Consider the following 16308-nt stretch of genomic DNA (forward strand, 5'->3'; position numbering starts at 1 on the left):
AAGGCTGCCCAGGGTGGGCCGTCGGAACGGAGCCCCTGCGTGACCCCGCACCACGCCCGACCCGCTCTGCTCGGGGCCGGCCTGGCCGCCCTCGCCGTGCTCACCGGCTGCACGGCCCCCGGCTCGGCCGGTGACGACCCGGCCGAGGTGGCGCGGCTGGTGCTGGCCGACGCCTACGAGCCGGAGGCGTTCAACCCGGTCGCCGGCCACGGCGAGACCGGCGCCTCCAAGGTCTACGACGGGCTGGTCCGGCTGGCCGGTGGATCCGGGCTGCCCGAGCTGGAGCCCGCGCTGGCCGCAGAGCTGCCCTCGGCCGACGCCGCCGGCACGACGTGGACCGTCCCGCTCCGCGAGGGCGTCCGCTTCTCCGACGGCACCACCTTCGGCGCCGAGGACGTGGTGGCCACCTACCGGGCGGTGCTCGACCCGGTCTTGGCCTCGCCCATCGCCACGAACTACGCGATGGTCGCCGAGGTCACCGCACCCGACCCGCTGACCGTGCAGTTCCGGCTGGCGTACCCGTACGCGCCGTTCCCGACCAAGCTGCTGCTCGGCATCGCACCGGCCGAGGCGCTGGCGACCCCCGGCCCGGCCGAGGAGAGCCCGCTCAACACCGAGCCGGTCGGCACCGGCCCGTACCTGCTCGCCGAGCGGCGCGGTGACCGCACCGTCTACACCGCCAACCCGGGGTACTGGGACGGCGAGCCCGAGGTCGGCGAGCTCGTCGTCGTGTACGTGCCCGATGACAACACCCGGGCCCAGCGGATGGCCGGGGGTGAGTTCGACGGCACGACGCTGCCCCCGCTGCTGGCCGACACCCTGGCCGGCACCGACGGGCTCACGGTGGTGGGCCACCCCAGCGCCGACACCCGCTCGGTCTCGCTGCCGGCCGGCGACCCGGTGACCGGTGACCCGGCCGTGCGGCTCGCGCTCAACCACGCCGTCGACCGGGACGCCATGGTGGCCTCGATCCTCGGCGGGCACGGCGTCCCCGCGTCCACGCCGGTCCCCGAGGTGCTCGGCGACGCCTTCGAGCCCGCCGCCACGTTCGACCACGACCCCGACCGGGCCCGGCAGCTGCTCGACGCCGCCGGCTGGGTGCCCGGGCCGGACGGCGTCCGGGTGCGCGACGGTGTCCGGGCGGAGTTCACGCTGATGTACTTCCCGGAGGAGACGCTGCGCCGCGACCTGGCGCAGGCCTTCGCCTCCGACGCCCTGGCGGTCGGGGTGGAGGTCGACCTCGAGGCGGTGGACCGGCCGCAGTTCCGCCCGCGGATCCCGGTGGACGCCGGCCTGCTGGGCGGCGGGGACGTCCCCTACGACCCGGACACCCTGCTGTACGCGGCGCTGCACTCGGTCTACACCCGCGACGGCGTCGGCGGCCCGTTCGACAACCCGAGCGACCACGTCGACCCCGAGGTGGACGCCGCGCTCGACGCGGGCCGGCGGAGCAGCGACCCGGCGGTCCGGACGGCGGCCTACCGCTCCGTGCAGCGCGAGTTCGTCGCCGACCCGCCCGCGGTGGTGCTGGTCTTCCTGGAGCACGTCTACGTGGTGCGGGACGGCGGCTGGACCGGCGCCGAGGAGGTGCTCGAGCCGCACTCGCACGGGGTGAGCTGGGGCCCGTGGTGGAACGTGCGCGAGTGGCGGCGCGCCGGGTGACGGCCGCGCTGCTGGACGCTCCCGGGGCGCAGCGCCCGGGCGGGCAGCCGTCCTCGCGCCGGGCGGCCGCGGCCCGGATGGCCGGACGGCGGCTGCTGCACGCGGTGCCCGTCGTGCTGGCCGTGTCGGCCGGGGTGTTCGCGGCGGCGGCGGCCTCGCCGTTCGACCCGCTGGCCGGGTACCTCGGCGACCGCTACCTCACCGCCAGCCAGGCCACCCAGGACGAGATCGCCGCCCAGCTGGGCACCGACCGGCCATGGCCGGCGCAGTACCTGGGCTGGCTGGGCGACCTGGTCACCGGTGACCTGGGGACGTCGCGGTCCTTCGGGCAGCCGGTGGCGCAGGTGCTGGCCGAGCGGCTGCCCTGGACCCTGCTGCTGGTGGCGGTCGCGCTGCTGGCGGCCGTCGTCCTGGCGTTGGTCCTGGGCACCTGGACCGCGGCCCGTCGCGGCGGCTGGGTCGACCGGCTGGTGACGCCGGGCTGCCTGCTGCTGCAGGGGCTGCCGCCCTTCGTGGTGGCGCTCGGCGGGGTCGCGGTGTTCGGCGTCGCGCTGTCCTGGCTGCCGGTGGCCGGGCTGACCGACGCGGGCGCGGAGCTCACCGCCGGGCAGGTCGCCCGGCACCTGGTGCTGCCCGCGCTGGTGCTCGCGCTGTCGCAGCTGCCGTGGCTGCTGCTCAACGTGCGCCAGTCGCTGCTGCGGTCGCTGGGGGAGGACCACGTGGCCGGGGCGCGCTCCCGGGGGCTGGCCGAGCGCACCGTCGTCCTGCGGCACGCGCTGCCCACCGCCCTGCTGCCGTTCGCCACCCTGCTGGGTGCCCGGCTGCCCGAGCTGGTGGTCGGTGCCGTGCTGGTCGAGGAGGTCTTCAGCTGGCCGGGGCTGGCGCAGGCGGTGGTCACCTCGGCCACCGAGCTGGACTTCCCGCTGCTGGCGTTCCTCACCGTGCTCACCACCGTCGCCGTGCTGGTCGGCTCGCTGGTCGCCGACGTGGCCTACGTGCTGCTCGACCCCCGGGTGGCCGCGGATGGCTGACCGACGGCTCGTGCTGGGGCTGGCCGTGCTCGCGGTGCTGGCCGCCTACGCCGTCCTGGTGCCGGCGGTGGCCGGGGTCGACGACCGGGTGACCGACTTCGCCGCGGCCCGCCAGGCACCCTCGGCCGACCACCCGTTCGGCACCGACTCCGCCGGCCGCGACCTGTTCGTCCGCACTGCGGCGGGCCTGCGGGTCTCGCTGCTGATCGCGGCGGTCTGCGCGGTGCTGTCCACGGTGATCGGTGCGCTGGTCGGGGCGCTGTCCGGGGTCGCCGGCGGCTGGGCCGACCGGCTGGCCATGCGGGTGGTCGACGGGGTGAACGCGGTACCGCACCTGCTGCTGGGGATCGTGCTGGTGGCGCTGTTCCGCGGCAGCCTGGTCGCGGTCGTCGCCTCGATCGCGCTGACCCACTGGACCCAGGTGGCCCGCGTCGTCCGGGCCGAGGTGCTGTCGTTGCGCGACCGGCCGCACGTCGACGCCGCGGTGCTGGGCGGGGCCACCCGGTGGCGGGTCGTGCACCGGCACCTGCTGCCCGCGGCCCTGCCGCAGGCCCTGGTCGCCGCGGTCCTGCTGCTGCCGCACGCCGTCTGGCACGAGTCGACGCTGAGCTTCCTCGGTCTCGGCCTGCCGCCGCACCGGGCCAGCCTGGGCACGTTGCTGGAGGAGGCGCGCAGCTCGCTGCTGCTCGGCGGCTGGTGGACGCTGGCCTTCCCCGCGCTCGGCCTGGTGCTCGCCACCCTCGCGGTGGCGGCGGTCGGCTCGGCGCTGCGTGACCGGGTCGCGCTGCCCCAGCGGGTCGAGGTGCCCCGATGACCCCGACGCTCGCGGTGCGCGACCTGACGGTCCGGTTCCCGCTGCGCCCCGCCCGCCGGCGGGCGCCCGGGCCGGTGGTGCACGCGGCGACGGAGGTCTCCTTCGACCTGCACCCCGGCCGGGTGCTCGCCCTGGTGGGGGAGAGCGGCAGCGGCAAGTCGGTGCTGGCCTCGGCGCTGCTCGGGCTGCTGCCCGCCACCGCGGTGGTCACCGGGTCGGCCCTGCTGACCGGCGGTCCGCCGGTGGAGGTGCTCGCCGCGCCCACCCGGGTGCTGGGCACGCAGGTCCGCGGACGGCGGATCGCCCTGGTGCCGCAGTCGGCGGCCACCTCGCTGACCCCGGTGCGCACCGCCCGCAGCCAGCTCGAGGAGGCGGTGCGCGAGCTGGCACCGGGGGCCGACCCGCGGGCCCGCGCCGACGCGCTGGCGGAGCGGGCCGGCCTGGACCCGGGCGACCTGGACCGGTTCCCGCACCAGCTCTCCGGGGGCATGGCCCAGCGGGTGGTGGTCGCGCTGGCGCTGGCAGGCGACCCGGAGGTGGTGCTGGCCGACGAGCCGACCGCCGGGCTGGACCGGCCGCTGGTGGACCGGACCCTGGCGCTGCTGCGCGAGGTGGCCGACGCCGGCTGCGCGGTGCTCCTGATCACCCACGACCTGGGCGCGCTGCTGCGCACGCCGGGGGCGGCCGACGACCTCGCGGTCATGTACGCCGGCCGGCTGCTGGAGACCGGCCCGGCCCGCGCGGTGCTCGACGAGCCGGCGCACGACTACACCCGGGACCTGCTGGGCGCGCTGCCCGCCGGTGGTCTGGTGCCCATCCCGGGCGCACCGCCGGAGCTCACCGACCCGCCGGACGGGTGCGCGTACCACCGGCGCCGTCCGGACGCCGGGGCCTGCGACGGCGGCAGGCTGCACGCCGCCGGCAGCCGGTCGGCGCGCTGCCGCCCGCTCCCGGCCCTGGTCGGGGTGCGGCCGTGCTGACCGCGGCCGGGGTGGTCGTCGGACACGCCCCGGGGGAGCCGGTGCTCGACGGGGTGAGCCTCGCGGTGGCGCCGGGTGAGGTGGTCGGGCTGGCCGGGCCCAGCGGGAGCGGCAAGTCCACCCTGGCCCGCGTGCTGGCGCTGCTGCTCGCCCCGTGGGTGGGGGCGGTGCGGGTCGACGGCGTCGCGCCGGCCGGAGTGCGGTACCGGACGCAGCGGGAGCTGCGCACCGCGGTGGGCATGGTCTTCCAGTCACCGCGGCTGTCGGTCGACCCGCGGTTGACGCTGGCCGCGGTGGTCGCCGAGCCGCTGCGGGTGCGCGGCACCACGACCGCCGGCCGGGCCGGGGCGGGCGCGCGCGAACGGCGGGTGCGCGAGCTGGCGGAGCGGGTCGGCCTCACCGCGGACCTGCTCACCCGCCGTCCGCACGAGGTCAGCGACGGTCAGCTGCAGCGCGCCTGCCTGGCCCGGGCGCTGGCCCAGCAGCCGCGCTACCTGGTCTGCGACGAGATGACCGCCATGCTCGACGCCTCGACCGCGGCGTCGCTGGTCGCCGCCGTCTCCGCCGACGTCGCGGCCGGCCGGCTGGGCGTGCTGGCCGTCAGCCACGACGAGGACCTGCTCGGCGCCTGGGCCGACCGGACCGTGCGCCTGCCCGGTGCCGGCTCCGCGGCGGTCACCGGGGCCGGCTGAGCTGCCGGCCCCGGCGACCGCGCCGGTCAGGCGGTCAGCGCGATGTACTTCTGCTCGAGGAACTCCAGGATGCCCTCGGAGCTGCCCTCCCGGCCCAGCCCGCTCTGCTTGACCCCGCCGAACGGCGCGGCCGGGTCGCTCACCACGCCGCGGTTGACCGCGACCATCCCGGCCTCCAGCCGGCGGGCGACCGCCATCGCCGCCCGCTCCTCGCCGAACACGTAGGCCATCAGCCCGTAGACCGTGTCGTTGGCCATCCGGACCGCCTCGTCGACGTCGTCGAACCGCACCACCGCGGTCACCGGGCCGAAGATCTCGGTCCGGTTGATCGTCGACCCGTGCTGCACACCGGTGAGCAGCGTGGCGTCGTAGAACGCGCCCTCGGCCGAGGAGGTGCCGCCCCGGACGACGGTCGCCCCCGCGGCCACCGCGCCGTCGACCAGCTCGGCGACCTTGTCGCGCTCGTGCACCGACACCAGCGCCCCGAGGTCGTTGCCGCGGTCGAGCCCCGGGCCGACGGCGACCTCCCCCAGCGCGGCGTCCATCCGGGCGACGAACTCGTCGTGCAGCGAGCTGTGCACGTAGAAGCGGTTGGCGGCGGTGCAGGCCGAGCCGCCGTTGCGCATCTTCGCCAGCAGGGCGCCCTCGACGGTGGCGTCCAGGTCGGCGCCGGGCAGCACGATCAGCGGGGCGTTGCCGCCGAGCTCCATCGAGGCGCTGACCACGCTGTCCGCGCAGGCGTGCAGCAGCTCGCGGCCGACCTCGGTCGACCCGGTGAACGACAGCTTGCGCACCTCGGGCCGGTCGACCATCGCCTTCACCAGCGGGCCGGTGGGCACCGGCGTCACCAGGTTCACCACGCCGCGCGGCACCCCGACCCGGCGGAGCACGTCGACGACGTAGGCGGCGGTCAGCGGCGTCTCGCGGGCGGGCTTGAGGATCGTGGTGCAGCCGGCGGCCAGTGCCGGGGCGAGCTTGCGGGTCGCCATGGCGGCGGGGAAGTTCCACGGCGTGATCAGCAGCGAGACGCCGATCGGCTGCCGGTCGACCACGATCCGCTTGTCACCGGCGGGGGAGAGCCGGTAGTCACCGGGCACCCGCACCGCCTCCTCGGCGAACCAGCGGAAGAACTCCTTGGCGTAGCCGGCCTCGCCCATGGCGTCGCCCCAGGACTTGCCGTTCTCCCGCACCATCAGCGCGGCGAAGTGCTCGACCTCGTCGGTCAGCACGTCGTACGCGGCGCGCAGCAGCTCGCTGCGCTCCCGCGGCGCGGTCGCCGCCCAGGCCTCCTGCGCGGCGGCCGCGGCGTCCACGGCGGCGTGGCAGTCGGCCTCGGTGGCGATCGCGAAGTGGGCGATGACCGAGGAGTCCGACGGGTCGACGACGTCGAAGCGGCGGCCGTCCGAGCCGGGCCGCCACTGCCCGTCGATGAACAGGTCGGTCTGCAGGTCGGCGGGCGGGGTCACGCGGGGCTCCGATCGGTGAGGGTGCCGGCGAGGGCGTGCTCGAGGACCTCGAGCAGCAGCTCCCGGGTGGGGTCGACGGGTGCGATGGCCAGCAGTCGGGCCGAGCGCAGCGCGAGGTCGGCGACGTGCGGCAGCTGGTCGCGGGTCAGGCCGATGGCGGCCAGGTCGGTCGGGACGCCGATCTCGGCGTTGATCGCCACGACCCGCGCGAGGGTGCGCTCGGCCGACGCCTCGTCCGCCGGGATGCCCTCCAGCGCCGCGCCGAGGGCGGCGATCCGGGCCGCCGTGCCGGCGTCCTGCCGGAGCAGGTCGAGCACGTAGGGCAGCACCAGCCCGGTGCCGAGCCCGTGCGGGGTCTTGGTCAGCGCACCGATCGGGTACTGCAGCGCGTGGCACAGGTGGGTGCCGGTCGAGCCGAACGCGATGCCGCCCAGCAGCGCCCCGCGGGCGACCTCCGAGCGGGCCTGCCGGTTGCCCGGCTCCCGGACGGCGACCGGCAGCCACGGCCCCAGGTGCGCGGCCGCCTGCAGCGCGATCGGCTCGATCAGCGCGTTGCGGCCGGTGAACACCGGCTGCGGCGCGGACCAGTCGACGTCCAGCTCGCGGGCGGTGTACGACTCCACGGCGTGCACCAGCGCGTCGATGCCGGAGAACGCCGTCACGCTCGGGGGCGCGCCGACCGTCAGCTCCGGGTCGACGATCGCGGCGACCGGGACCAGGAACGGGCTGGAGATGCCCACCTTGAGCTCCCGGTCGGGGTCGGAGACGACCGCGACCGGGGTCACCTCCGAGCCGGTGCCGGCGGTGGTGGGCACCGCGACGATCGGCACGACCGGCCCGGGCACCAGGTTCTCGCCGTAGTAGCCGGACAGCGGGCCGTCGAAGCGGGACAGCAGGGCCACGACCTTGGCGGCGTCCAGCGCGCTCCCGCCGCCGATGGCCACGATGACGTCGGCCCCGTACTCCCGGGCGACCTCCGCGGCGGCGGTGAGGGTGTCGACGGGCAGCTCGGGGGTGATGTCGGCGTAGACCCGCACCTCGATGCCGGCCGCCGTCAGTGCCTCGACGGTCTCGGTGAGCACCGGGGTGCCGACCAGGAACGGGTCGACGACGGCGAGCGCGCGGCGGCCGTGCAGGCCGACGACCTCGGGCAGCTGGGCCCGGGCGCCCCAGCCCACGTGCACCCGGGCGGGCAGCCGCAGCGTGCCGATCTGCATGCCGGTCTGCTCAGGCAACGAACCCACCGTCCACCGGCAGGACCACGCCGGACAGGTGGCTGGCCCGGTCGCTGAGCAGGAAGGACACCACGTTGCCGACCTCCGGGCCGGTGCCGGCCTTGCGCAGCGGCGTCGCAGCGATCCGGGCCTCGACCCCGCCCGGGATCGCCTCCCGGGTCTTCTGCAGCATCGGCGTCTCGGTCGGCCCGGGGGCGACGACGTTCACCCGGATGCCGAGCGGCCCCACGTCGTGCGCGGCGGTGCGGGTGAGCCCGATGACCGCGTGCTTGCTGGCCTGGTAGGCGCCCATGCCCGAGCTGCCGCGCAGCCCGCCGATGCTGCTCACGTTGACGATCGAGCCGGAGCCCTGGGCCTCCATCACCCGGACCTCCTCCCGCAGGCACAGCCAGGTGCCCTTCACGTTCACCGCCATGAGCTGGTCGAAGTCGGCCTCCGGCACCTGGTCCAGCCGGCCGGCCTGGGTCATCGCGGCGTTGTTGAACGCACCGTCGAGCCGGCCGAACCGGGCGACGGTCGCGCCGACGAACCGCGCGACGTCGTCGGCGGAGGAGACGTCACCGGTGGTGCAGGCGACGTCGTGGCCCGCGGCCTGCAGCTCCTCGGTGAGCGCCGCCAGCGGGCCCTCGTTCCGGGCCACCAGCATCAGGCTCGCGCCGTCGGCGGCCAGCACCCGCGCGGTGTCCGCACCGATCCCGGCGCTCGCGCCGACGACCAGCACGACCGTGCCGGCCAGGGGGTCGCTCATCTCGTCTCCTCGTCGTGGAAGGTCACGCTGCGGCCCGCGTCGACCGCCGCCCGGGCGGCGGAGCCGAGCAGGGTGGCGTCGTTGCTGAGCATGGTGAAGGTGAAACCGGTGTCGACGGCCGCGCGCACCGCGGCCGCGGTGGCCGCCCCGGCGTTGCCGACCGGCACCCCGGCGGCGCGGCCCTGCGCGATCGCAGAGGCGATCAGCGCGACGACGTCCGGGTCGGACGGGGTCTTCCCCTCGCTCACCGAGAGGTCGGCCGCACCGACCAGCAGCGCGTCCACACCCGGGACGGCGGCGATCTCCCCGGCGTTCGCGACGCCGAGGGCGCTCTCGACCTGGGCGATCAGCACGACCTCCTCCTGGCCGCGGCGCAGGTACTCCGCCAGCGGGAGCGCGCCCCACGCGCCGGCCCGGCTGGTGGCGCCCACCCCGCGGGTGCCCAGCGGCGGGAAGCGCACCGCCGCCGCGGCGGCCCGGGCCTGCTCCGGGGTGTCGACGTGCGGCACCATCACGCCCTCGGCGCCGGCGTCGAGCACCCGCTGCACCAGGCCGGGATGCAGGTCGGCCACCCGGACGATCGGGGAGACGCCGGTGTGCAGCGCCGTCCCGATCAGCCGGAACGCCGACTCCAGGTCGATGGGGGAGTGCTCCAGGTCGATCACGACGAAGTCGAAGCCGGCCAGCGCGACCAGCTCCACGACCTCCGTCGCCGGGATCTTCACCCAGGTGCCCAGGGCGGGCCCCCGGGCGTCGGCGAGGGCGGCGCGGAAGAGGCTGGCCCGGGGTCCGGTCACGCCGCCGGGTAGTCGTCGGCGTTGAGCACCCAGCCGGAGGCGGAGAAGTCGACCCGCGGCGGGGAGAAGAGGTCGATCAGCTGCTGGTGGTCCCCGACGCCCTGGGTGGTGTGCACCGTCGGCGGGGGGATGACGCAGATCGACGGGGTGGGGATCTCGCGGCTCTCGTCGGGGCGCCACTGGGTGGCGTCCGGGCCCCACGGGTAGCGGATGTGGTGCACGAACCGGCCCTTGACCGCCAGCGAGACCTGCTCGAAGTCGTCGTGGTGGTGCGGCGACAGCTTCTGCACGTTGCGCGGGGCCGGCTCCTCGGCGAGGAAGTTGACCATCACGTTCGTGGTCCGGAAGATCCGGCCGAACCGGCCCTCGGCGATCGGGGTGTCGGCCAGCCGGTAGACCCGGAGCCGGAAACCGCCGACCGGGTCCGGCCACGGCACCAGCGGCGCGGCGCGCGGGTCGGGCTCGGCGTAGACGTCGGCGTTGACCGCGGCCGCCGCCAGGTCCTCGGCCCGCGGGGAGAACAGCCGGATCAGCACGCCGTCGGCGTCGACGCGCACCTCGCTGTCGCCGGGCGGGACGACGACGAACGCCTCCTCGGCGACCTGCTCGGTCCGCCCACCCGCGGTCACGGTCACCGGGGCGCTGTCGGAGTACAGCAGCACCGAGTACTCGTCGGGCTGGCCGCTGCGGGTGAACACGTCACCGGCCTTGGCGTCGGTGTAGGCGATCACCAGGTTCGCCGCGCGGGCGACCCACGTGCGGCTGCCGTTCGGCGCGGTCCCGGTCGGCGGCTGCTCGAGGAAGGCGATCCACTGCGACGGCCGGATCGGCGTGCTGGGGTCGACGGTCCGCACCGGCGCGGCGGTGGCCAGGCCGGACCGGATGTCGTCGGCGGCGTAGGTGGTCATGCGAGAGCACTGCCCTTCGGTGAGGTGCGTCCGCGCAGCGCGAGCATCGCGCGGGCGTCGTCCGGTGTGGCGATCTGCTTGCCGAGGTCCTCGACGACGGCGCGGATCTTGGTGACCTGCTGGGCGTTCGTCTCCGCGAGCTGCCCCTTGCCCAGCCACAGGCTGTCCTCGAGCCCGACGCGGACGTGCCCGCCGAGCCAGGCGCTGTGGGTGGCGAACTGCATCTGGTCCCGCCCCGCGGCGAAGGCGGAGAAGGAGTAGTCGTCGCCGAAGAGCTTGTCGGCGATCCGCACCATGTGCTCGAGGTTCTCGTGGTCGGCCCCGATGCCGCCGAGGATGCCGAACACGCCCTGGACCAGCAGCGGCGTCGGGGCCAGGCCCCGGTCGACGAAGTGGGCCAGCGAGTACAGGTGGCCGATGTCGTAGCACTCGTACTCGAACCGGGTGCCGGTCGCGCCCAGCGTGCGCAGGGTGTGCTCGATCCGGTCGAAGCTGTTGACGAACGGGTGGGAGTACGTGTTGAGCACGTACGGCTTCTCCCAGTCGTGCTTCCAGTCGGTGACCCGGTCGGCGATCCCCGAGTACACGAAGTTCATCGACCCCATGTTCATCGAGGCCAGTTCCGGCTGGAACCGGGTCGCGCCGGCCAGCCGCTGCTCCATGGTCATCGCCGAGGAGCCGCCGGTGGTGATGTTGACGACCGCGTCGGTGGCCTCGGTGATCCGCGGGACGATCTGCTCGAACACCTCCGGCTCCCAGGCCGGCCGCCCGTCGGGGTGCCGGGCGTGCAGGTGGACGACGGCCGACCCGGCCTCGATCGCACCGAGCGCCGCCTCGACCACCTGGTCGGCGGACAGCGGCAGGTACGGGCTCTGCGACGGGACGTTGACCGACCCGGTGACCGCGGTCGTGATGACGACCTTCTCGGCCTTGCGCATCAGCTGGTCTCCTCCAGGCCGAGGAGGAAGGCGGTGTTCCGGCAGATCATCTGGCGGATGTCGGCGGCGGGGATGCCGTGGTCGAGCAGCTGCTGGACCACCAGCAGGTAGGCGTCGACCGGCAGCGGGTTGCCCACCTGGCCGAGGTCGGAGTCGATGACGGTCCGCTCCGGGCCGATCTTGCGGATCCAGTCGACGAGCTGCTCGATCGGCCAGTCGGGCGCCTTCACCCGCGGGTCGTACATGGACAGCTCGTGCTCGACGAAGGCGCCGAGGCTCAGCATCTTCTCGATCGCCTGGTCGGAGGCCTTGATGATGTAGTCGGGGTGGTGGACCAGCATCCGCGTCACCCCGTTGCGGCTGGCGGTCTCGAAGAAGGCGACCATCGAGTCGCCGTCCAGGTGCCCGCCGGTGAGCAGGATCCCGGCGTCGGCGACCAGCCGGGTGACCAGGTCGGTCTGCTCGGAGACCTCACCGGAGGCGTCGAAGACCGACACCTCGGTCTCGTGGAGGTTGCCGGTGTTGTGCGGGAAGCCGTCGTCGTGCCGGTGGGCCTCGATGTGCTGCGCCGCCGAGACCGTCGGGCCCCAGACGCACTTCCCGCCCATGTTGATCGCCACCGCGACGGCCGACGGGTTCATCCCGCCCACCTCGGAGTTGAGCGCCACGCCGCCGTACATCGGCGTCGGCGCGTCTGCCAGCCGCGGGCCCATGGCCAGCAGGTCCATGACGGTGTTGTGGTGGTGCGACTTCACCAGGGCCGCCCGCATGCCGATCCGCGCGCCCTCGTAGGAGGCCTCGACGTGGTCGAGGCGGCGGGGGAACGGGCTGGGTCCGGAGTGGCAGTGCAGGTCGACCGTGCCGTCCAGGACCTTCAACAGTGCCGGCGACGGCTCGACGGCGGTGCCTGCGGTGACCATCGGGGCGCTCCTCGTGTTCGGGATGTGACGTCGATGTTCAACCTATGCACAGCGACTCGGCCGTGTCCAGCACTGCGACGGCCTGATGTTCATGATGCGAAATCGGTGATTGCATCCTGAACTCATGGCTGCTTCACTCTGTGACGCAGAGCGCACCGGGCGCTCGCGGGAGGAGCAGCACATGGAGGTCGCCGTCCGCGGCCAGCAGGCCCCGCCGGCACCGCCGGCGGGCCGCACCCCGGTGGTCGCCGACCCAGAGCGGGCGCTCATCCAGGCGATCGACCGGGCGGCCAACGTGCTGGCGCTGCTCGACCAGGACACCCGCCGGCTGACCGCGCCCCTGGTCGCCGAGCGGCTCGGCCTCAACCGCACGACCGCGCACCGCTACCTGCAGTCGCTGCAGCAGGCCGGGTTCCTCAGCGCCAGCGCCGGCCCCGGGCCGCTGCTGGACCAGCTGTCCGCCCTGGTCTCGGTGCGCCAGCAGCTGATCACCTTCGCGCCCTCGATCATGCGCCAGCTGGCCGACACCACCGGCCTGACCAGCGTGCTCAGCTTCCTCGGTCGCACCGGCGCCGTGGTCACGCTGGTCGAGGAGCCGCAGCAGACCACGATCCTGCTCACCGTCCGGGTCGGCACGGTGCTCGAGGTGAAGGCGGCGCAGACCCGGGTGCTGCTGGCCTTCCAGTCCGACCCGCGCGCGGTCACCCGGGCGCACGCGACGCTCACCGAGGCGCAGGCCGCGGTCGAGCGGCAGGCGCTGCACGACGTCCGGCGGCACCGGCTCGCCTGGGCCGACCTCGACCGGGTCGGGCTCGCGTCGGTGGCCGTCCCGGTGCTGGCGACCTACGACGTCCAGGCGGCGATGGCGCTGATCGGCACCAGCACGATGCTCAACCCCTCCGACTCCGCGGAGCGGGTCCACGCCCTCCAGGAGGCGGCGTCCACGCTCGGCTCCATGGTCGCCGGCTGAGTCGGAAAGGGCTCCCATGGCAACGCTCGACACCGCTTCGACCACGAGTCCCCCGACGAGGCACCCCGCACGCACCGACGGCGCCACCCGGCGGACGCCGAAGCCGCACTGGCTGCTGCTGGTCCCGGCGCTCGCCCTGCTCGGCGTGGTGCTGCTGCTCCCGCTGGCGCAGAGCTTCCTGCGCAGCGTCGGCGCACCGGACCTGACCGACGAGAACTACCGGACGCTGTTCACCGACGGCGTGACGATGCGGGTGCTGCTGCGCACCGTGCGCACGGCCCTGCTGGTCACCGTGATCGCCTTCGCGTTCGGCTACCCCTACGCGTACGTGATGACCCGGGTGGGCCCGCGGATGCGCGCCGTCCTGCTGGTGATCGTGCTGGTGCCGTTCTGGACCTCGGTGATGGCCCGCAACTTCGCCTGGATCCTGATCCTGCAGCGCGGCGGCCCGGTCAACGAGTTCTCCAAGCTGTTCGGGCTGGACGTCGTGCTCTACGGCAACGTCTCCGGCGTCGCGATCGCGATGAGCCAGGTGCTGCTGCCGTTCATGGTGCTGCCGCTGTTCAGCGCGCTCGGCGGCATCGACCGCCGGCTGCTGCTGGCCGCCCGCGGCCTCGGCTCCTCGCCGGTGGTCGCCTTCTGGAAGATCTACTGGCCGCTGTCCCGGGCCGGCGTCACCGCCGGGCTGATCCTGGTCTTCACCCTGAGCCTGGGCTTCTACGTCACCCCGGCCCTGCTCGGCACGCCCCAGGAGTCGCTGATCGCGCAGCTGCTGGCCCAGCGCACCACCCAGCTCCTGGACTTCGAGGGCGCCGGCGCGCTCGGGATGGTCGTCCTGGTGATCACCCTGGTCCTGGTGGCCTGGGCGAACCGCATCGGCGGCACCGTCTCGGCCATCGGCGTCGTCGCCACCTCCGGCACGAAGGAAGCCCGATGACCGCGACCGAGCTCGACGTCCCCGCCGCGCCCGCTCCGCCGCGCGCCCGGCGCCGCTCCCGGGGGGTGGACGCCGTCCCGTGGTGGCTGCGGCTGGTGGTCGCCGCCGGGGCCCTCTACTTCGTGCTGCCCACGCTGTTCGTCATCCCGATGAGCTTCAGCTCGTCGACGACCTTCAGCTTCCCGCCGGAGGGCTTCTCGCTGCAGCTGTACCGGAACTTCTTCACCGACCCGGTGTGGCTGACCTCGCTGCGCAACTCGTTCGTCGTCGCGCTGGTCGCCGCGACGCTGGCCACGCTGGTCGGCACCGCCGCGGCCGTCGGGCTGCACCACCTCACCGGCCGGCTGGCCCGGCTCGCCCGCACGGTGCTGATGATCTCGATCGTCACGCCGGGCATCGTGATCGCGGTCGTCGTCTACATCTCCTTCCTCAAGTGGCACCTGGTCGGCAGCTTCGCCGGGTACGTGCTGGCGCACGCCGCGCTCGGCATGCCGTTCGTGCTGGTGTCGGTCACCAGCGCGCTGAGCGGCTTCGACTCCAAGCTGCTGCGCGCCTCGGCGTCGCTGGGGGCGACCCCGCTGCGCACCTTCACGCGGGTGACCATGCCGCTGATCAGCCGGGGCATCGTCACCGGCGCCGTGTTCGCGTTCGTGACCTCCTTCGACGAGGTGGTCATCGCGCTCTTCCTGCGTTCCCCGACCTTCCAGACGCTGCCGGTCCAGATGTTCAACAGCGTCACCTTCGAGGTCGACCCGACCATCGCCGCGACGTCCTCCCTGGTGGTCAGCGCGGTCACCGTTGTCTGCCTCGTCCCGCTGCTGCTGGGCAGCCGGCGCAAGAACCGATAAGGAGCTGGCCATGCCCGCCACCACCGTCCTCCCGCCCGTCGCCCCCGTCCTGGCCAAGGCCGGGACGCAGATCCGGCTGACCGACGTCGTCAAGGACTACGGCCTGGCCGTGCCCGCCGTCGACGGGGTCTCCCTGACGATCGAGCCGGGGGAGTTCATGACCCTGCTCGGCCCGTCGGGCTCGGGGAAGACCACGACGCTGAACCTCATCGCCGGGTTCGAGACGCTCACCTCCGGGCACATCTCGTTCAACGGGGACGACGTCAGCACGCTCCCGCCGCACAAGCGGAACCTCGGGATGCTCTTCCAGAACTACGCGCTCTTCCCGCACATGACGGTGGCGCAGAACGTGGCCTACCCGCTGCGCGAGCGGAAGGTGCCCAAGCCCGAGATCGCCCGCCGGGTGGCCGAGGTGCTCGAGCTCGTCCAGCTCACCGGCCGCGACGACAACGTGCCCGCGCAGCTGTCCGGTGGGCAGCAGCAGCGGGTGGCGCTGGCCCGGGCCATCGTGTTCGGCCCGAAGGCGCTGCTGCTCGACGAGCCGCTCGGCGCGCTCGACCGCAACCTGCGCGGCGCCCTGCAGGCGGAGATCCAGCGCATCCACCGGGAGGTCGGGTCGACGTTCGTCTTCGTCACCCACGACCAGGAGGAGGCCATGAGCCTCTCCGACCGGATCGCGCTGTTCAACAACGGGAAGATCGAGCAGGTCGGCTCACCCGAGACGCTGTACAAGGCGCCGGAGACGCTGTTCACCGCCCGCTTCCTCGGCGACTCGAACGTCTTCGAGCTGGCCCAGGCGCCGGGCAGCACCGTGGTGTGGGCCGACCGCAGCTGGTCGGTCGAGCCGCGCACGGTGTCCGACCGGGCGCGGGCGGGGTCGCAGGCCGCGCTGGTGGTGCGGCCGGAGGACGTGCACATCGCGGTGAGCGCCGACGCCGTCCCGGCCGGTGTCTCCGCGGTGCCGGCGACGGTCACCGATGTCCAGTACCTCGGCTCGTACCGCACCGTCGTCCTCGCCTACGCCGGCGGCGTGGTGGGCCGCGCGCGGGTGGACGCATCGGAGACGCAGCTGGCCGTCGGCGAGCAGGTGACGGCCTGGTGGCGGGTCGAGCGGCAGCGGGTGGTCTCGCGCTGACGACGTCGCGCGGCGCCGCCCGGGAGACCCCGGGCGGCGCTCAGCCATGCCCGCGTCCGGCGCCGCCGATGAGCCGCTGACCTGCGCGTTCACCATGCGGACCGCTGCGTCGCACGGCAGTGCAACTTTCTCAGATGCCGTCTCCGACATGCTTGCTCCACCACTTCCAGCGGGGCTAGCGTTCACATCGCGATGGCATACATCACATGCCGAACATCTGGTCCGGG

Annotated in this window: 16 protein-coding genes; 9 read left to right on the forward strand and 7 right to left on the reverse strand. The window is 74.4% G+C overall.

All coding sequences use genetic code 11. The features are described from left to right. Positions 1-39: 39 nt before the first annotated feature. The 5 genes from FHX36_RS02925 to FHX36_RS02945 are packed head-to-tail and all read left to right on the forward strand — an operon-like array spanning position 40 to position 5179. A complete protein-coding gene (locus tag FHX36_RS02925; RefSeq protein WP_220036029.1) occupies positions 40-1662 on the forward strand; it encodes an ABC transporter substrate-binding protein in 1623 nt (540 codons plus the stop codon). Further along, the gene (locus tag FHX36_RS02930) at positions 1644-2693 is read left to right on the forward strand and encodes an ABC transporter permease (RefSeq protein ID WP_258372919.1); all 1050 of its coding nucleotides are present in this window, start codon (positions 1644-1646) and stop codon (positions 2691-2693) included. Before FHX36_RS02925 ends, FHX36_RS02930 begins: the two co-directional genes overlap by 19 nt. Beyond that, a complete protein-coding gene (locus FHX36_RS02935) occupies positions 2686-3507 on the forward strand; it encodes an ABC transporter permease (protein WP_110553321.1) in 822 nt (273 codons plus the stop codon). Before FHX36_RS02930 ends, FHX36_RS02935 begins: the two co-directional genes overlap by 8 nt. Then, complete coding sequence (locus tag FHX36_RS02940; protein ID WP_110553322.1) at positions 3504-4487, forward strand: ABC transporter ATP-binding protein; 984 nt, start codon at positions 3504-3506, stop codon at positions 4485-4487. The genes FHX36_RS02935 and FHX36_RS02940 overlap by 4 nt, the downstream gene beginning before the upstream one ends. Beyond that, on the forward strand, positions 4481-5179 hold the full coding sequence (locus tag FHX36_RS02945; protein WP_183513477.1) for an ATP-binding cassette domain-containing protein: 699 nt from the start codon (positions 4481-4483) through the stop codon (positions 5177-5179). Before FHX36_RS02940 ends, FHX36_RS02945 begins: the two co-directional genes overlap by 7 nt. Before the next feature lie 26 nt (positions 5180-5205). Here the strand turns inward: FHX36_RS02945 and FHX36_RS02950 are convergent, their stop codons facing one another. The 7 genes from FHX36_RS02950 to FHX36_RS02980 are packed head-to-tail and all read right to left on the reverse strand — an operon-like array spanning position 5206 to position 12191. Further along, the gene (locus FHX36_RS02950) at positions 5206-6645 is read right to left on the reverse strand and encodes an NAD-dependent succinate-semialdehyde dehydrogenase (RefSeq protein WP_343056560.1); all 1440 of its coding nucleotides are present in this window, start codon (positions 6643-6645) and stop codon (positions 5206-5208) included. Further along, a complete protein-coding gene (locus FHX36_RS02955; RefSeq protein ID WP_146251509.1) occupies positions 6642-7880 on the reverse strand; it encodes an iron-containing alcohol dehydrogenase in 1239 nt (412 codons plus the stop codon). Before FHX36_RS02955 ends, FHX36_RS02950 begins: the two co-directional genes overlap by 4 nt. After that, positions 7873-8628: an SDR family NAD(P)-dependent oxidoreductase gene (locus FHX36_RS02960; RefSeq protein WP_110550762.1), complete on the reverse strand. Its 756-nt coding sequence runs from the start codon at positions 8626-8628 to the stop codon at positions 7873-7875. Before FHX36_RS02960 ends, FHX36_RS02955 begins: the two co-directional genes overlap by 8 nt. After that, a complete protein-coding gene (locus FHX36_RS02965; protein ID WP_110550763.1) occupies positions 8625-9425 on the reverse strand; it encodes an HpcH/HpaI aldolase family protein in 801 nt (266 codons plus the stop codon). Before FHX36_RS02965 ends, FHX36_RS02960 begins: the two co-directional genes overlap by 4 nt. After that, positions 9422-10333: a hypothetical protein gene (locus tag FHX36_RS02970; RefSeq protein WP_110550764.1), complete on the reverse strand. Its 912-nt coding sequence runs from the start codon at positions 10331-10333 to the stop codon at positions 9422-9424. Before FHX36_RS02970 ends, FHX36_RS02965 begins: the two co-directional genes overlap by 4 nt. Further along, positions 10330-11271 (reverse strand): 3,5-dioxohexanoate:acetyl-CoA acetone transferase, encoded by a 942-nt coding sequence (gene kce / locus FHX36_RS02975; RefSeq protein WP_110550765.1) that lies wholly within the window; start codon positions 11269-11271, stop codon positions 10330-10332. The genes FHX36_RS02970 and kce overlap by 4 nt, the downstream gene beginning before the upstream one ends. After that, entirely contained in the window at positions 11271-12191 is a 921-nt protein-coding gene (locus FHX36_RS02980; RefSeq protein WP_110550766.1) for a DUF6282 family protein, read from the reverse strand. The genes kce and FHX36_RS02980 overlap by 1 nt, the downstream gene beginning before the upstream one ends. 181 nt (positions 12192-12372) lie before the next feature. Between FHX36_RS02980 and FHX36_RS02985 the strand changes: the two genes are divergently transcribed. From FHX36_RS02985 to FHX36_RS03000, 4 genes are read left to right on the forward strand one after another with little or no spacing between them, the layout of a single operon-like run. Further along, a complete protein-coding gene (locus FHX36_RS02985; RefSeq protein WP_181428624.1) occupies positions 12373-13161 on the forward strand; it encodes an IclR family transcriptional regulator in 789 nt (262 codons plus the stop codon). Positions 13162-13177: 16 nt separating this feature from the next. Then, positions 13178-14098 carry an ABC transporter permease gene (locus FHX36_RS02990; RefSeq protein ID WP_110550768.1) on the forward strand — a complete coding sequence of 307 codons (921 nt, stop codon included), beginning with the start codon at positions 13178-13180 and terminating at the stop codon, positions 14096-14098. Then, the gene (locus FHX36_RS02995) at positions 14095-14946 is read left to right on the forward strand and encodes an ABC transporter permease (protein ID WP_110550769.1); all 852 of its coding nucleotides are present in this window, start codon (positions 14095-14097) and stop codon (positions 14944-14946) included. The genes FHX36_RS02990 and FHX36_RS02995 overlap by 4 nt, the downstream gene beginning before the upstream one ends. 10 nt (positions 14947-14956) lie before the next feature. Next, complete coding sequence (locus tag FHX36_RS03000) at positions 14957-16081, forward strand: ABC transporter ATP-binding protein (protein WP_110550770.1); 1125 nt, start codon at positions 14957-14959, stop codon at positions 16079-16081. The last annotated feature ends 227 nt before the right edge of the window (positions 16082-16308 follow it).

Origin of the sequence: Modestobacter versicolor (assembly GCF_014195485.1) — a bacterium.
Lineage (GTDB): Bacteria > Actinomycetota > Actinomycetes > Mycobacteriales > Geodermatophilaceae > Modestobacter > Modestobacter versicolor.

What these genes read in the sequence shown, in the direction of transcription:
- FHX36_RS02935 (WP_110553321.1), top strand. Translation starts at nt 2,686, where the DNA reads ATGGCTGACCGACGGCTCGTGCTGGGGCTGGCCGTGCTCGCGGTGCTG.
- FHX36_RS02940 (WP_110553322.1), top strand. Translation starts at nt 3,504, where the DNA reads ATGACCCCGACGCTCGCGGTGCGCGACCTGACGGTCCGGTTCCCGCTG.
- FHX36_RS02960 (WP_110550762.1), bottom strand. Translation starts at nt 8,628, where the DNA reads ATGAGCGACCCCCTGGCCGGCACGGTCGTGCTGGTCGTCGGCGCGAGC.
- FHX36_RS02970 (WP_110550764.1), bottom strand. Translation starts at nt 10,333, where the DNA reads ATGACCACCTACGCCGCCGACGACATCCGGTCCGGCCTGGCCACCGCC.
- kce (WP_110550765.1), bottom strand. Translation starts at nt 11,271, where the DNA reads ATGCGCAAGGCCGAGAAGGTCGTCATCACGACCGCGGTCACCGGGTCG.
- FHX36_RS02980 (WP_110550766.1), bottom strand. Translation starts at nt 12,191, where the DNA reads ATGGTCACCGCAGGCACCGCCGTCGAGCCGTCGCCGGCACTGTTGAAG.
- FHX36_RS02985 (WP_181428624.1), top strand. Translation starts at nt 12,373, where the DNA reads ATGGAGGTCGCCGTCCGCGGCCAGCAGGCCCCGCCGGCACCGCCGGCG.
- FHX36_RS02990 (WP_110550768.1), top strand. Translation starts at nt 13,178, where the DNA reads ATGGCAACGCTCGACACCGCTTCGACCACGAGTCCCCCGACGAGGCAC.
- FHX36_RS02995 (WP_110550769.1), top strand. Translation starts at nt 14,095, where the DNA reads ATGACCGCGACCGAGCTCGACGTCCCCGCCGCGCCCGCTCCGCCGCGC.
- FHX36_RS03000 (WP_110550770.1), top strand. Translation starts at nt 14,957, where the DNA reads ATGCCCGCCACCACCGTCCTCCCGCCCGTCGCCCCCGTCCTGGCCAAG.